At 54.1% G+C, this 307-nt stretch carries 1 protein-coding gene; it reads left to right on the forward strand.

Annotation, left to right across the window (positions count from 1 at the left end; genetic code table 11):
* A partial coding sequence (locus tag EUU22_RS25655; protein WP_205687933.1) for a hypothetical protein occupies positions 1-307 on the forward strand: 307 nt, incomplete at both ends.

The following is a 307-nucleotide window of genomic DNA, read 5'->3' on the forward strand; positions in this document are numbered from 1 at the left end:
ATCTTCCTGCGCGGCGACAGTTGCTCATCGGCCCGCGGGCGGCGCGAGATCAATGCGACGCGTGGCGATATGCCAGATTGGCTGCTTCTCAGAACAAATGTCGCTTGCCGCATAACACATAATGGCCACGATGAGATACTACAGGCAGGAGATCTGATACTTATCGACGCCAGGCGTCCTTATATCCGCGAAGACTCCATACTCGATGTCACGATACTGGCTTTATCCAATGCCACTGTCAAAGACTGGCTTTGCAACCTCGAAACACATGCAGGAAAGCGTTTTTCAGCGGATCACGGCTGGCCCC

Source organism: Ciceribacter ferrooxidans (assembly GCF_004137355.1).
GTDB classification, from domain to species: Bacteria; Pseudomonadota; Alphaproteobacteria; order Rhizobiales; family Rhizobiaceae; genus Allorhizobium; species Allorhizobium ferrooxidans.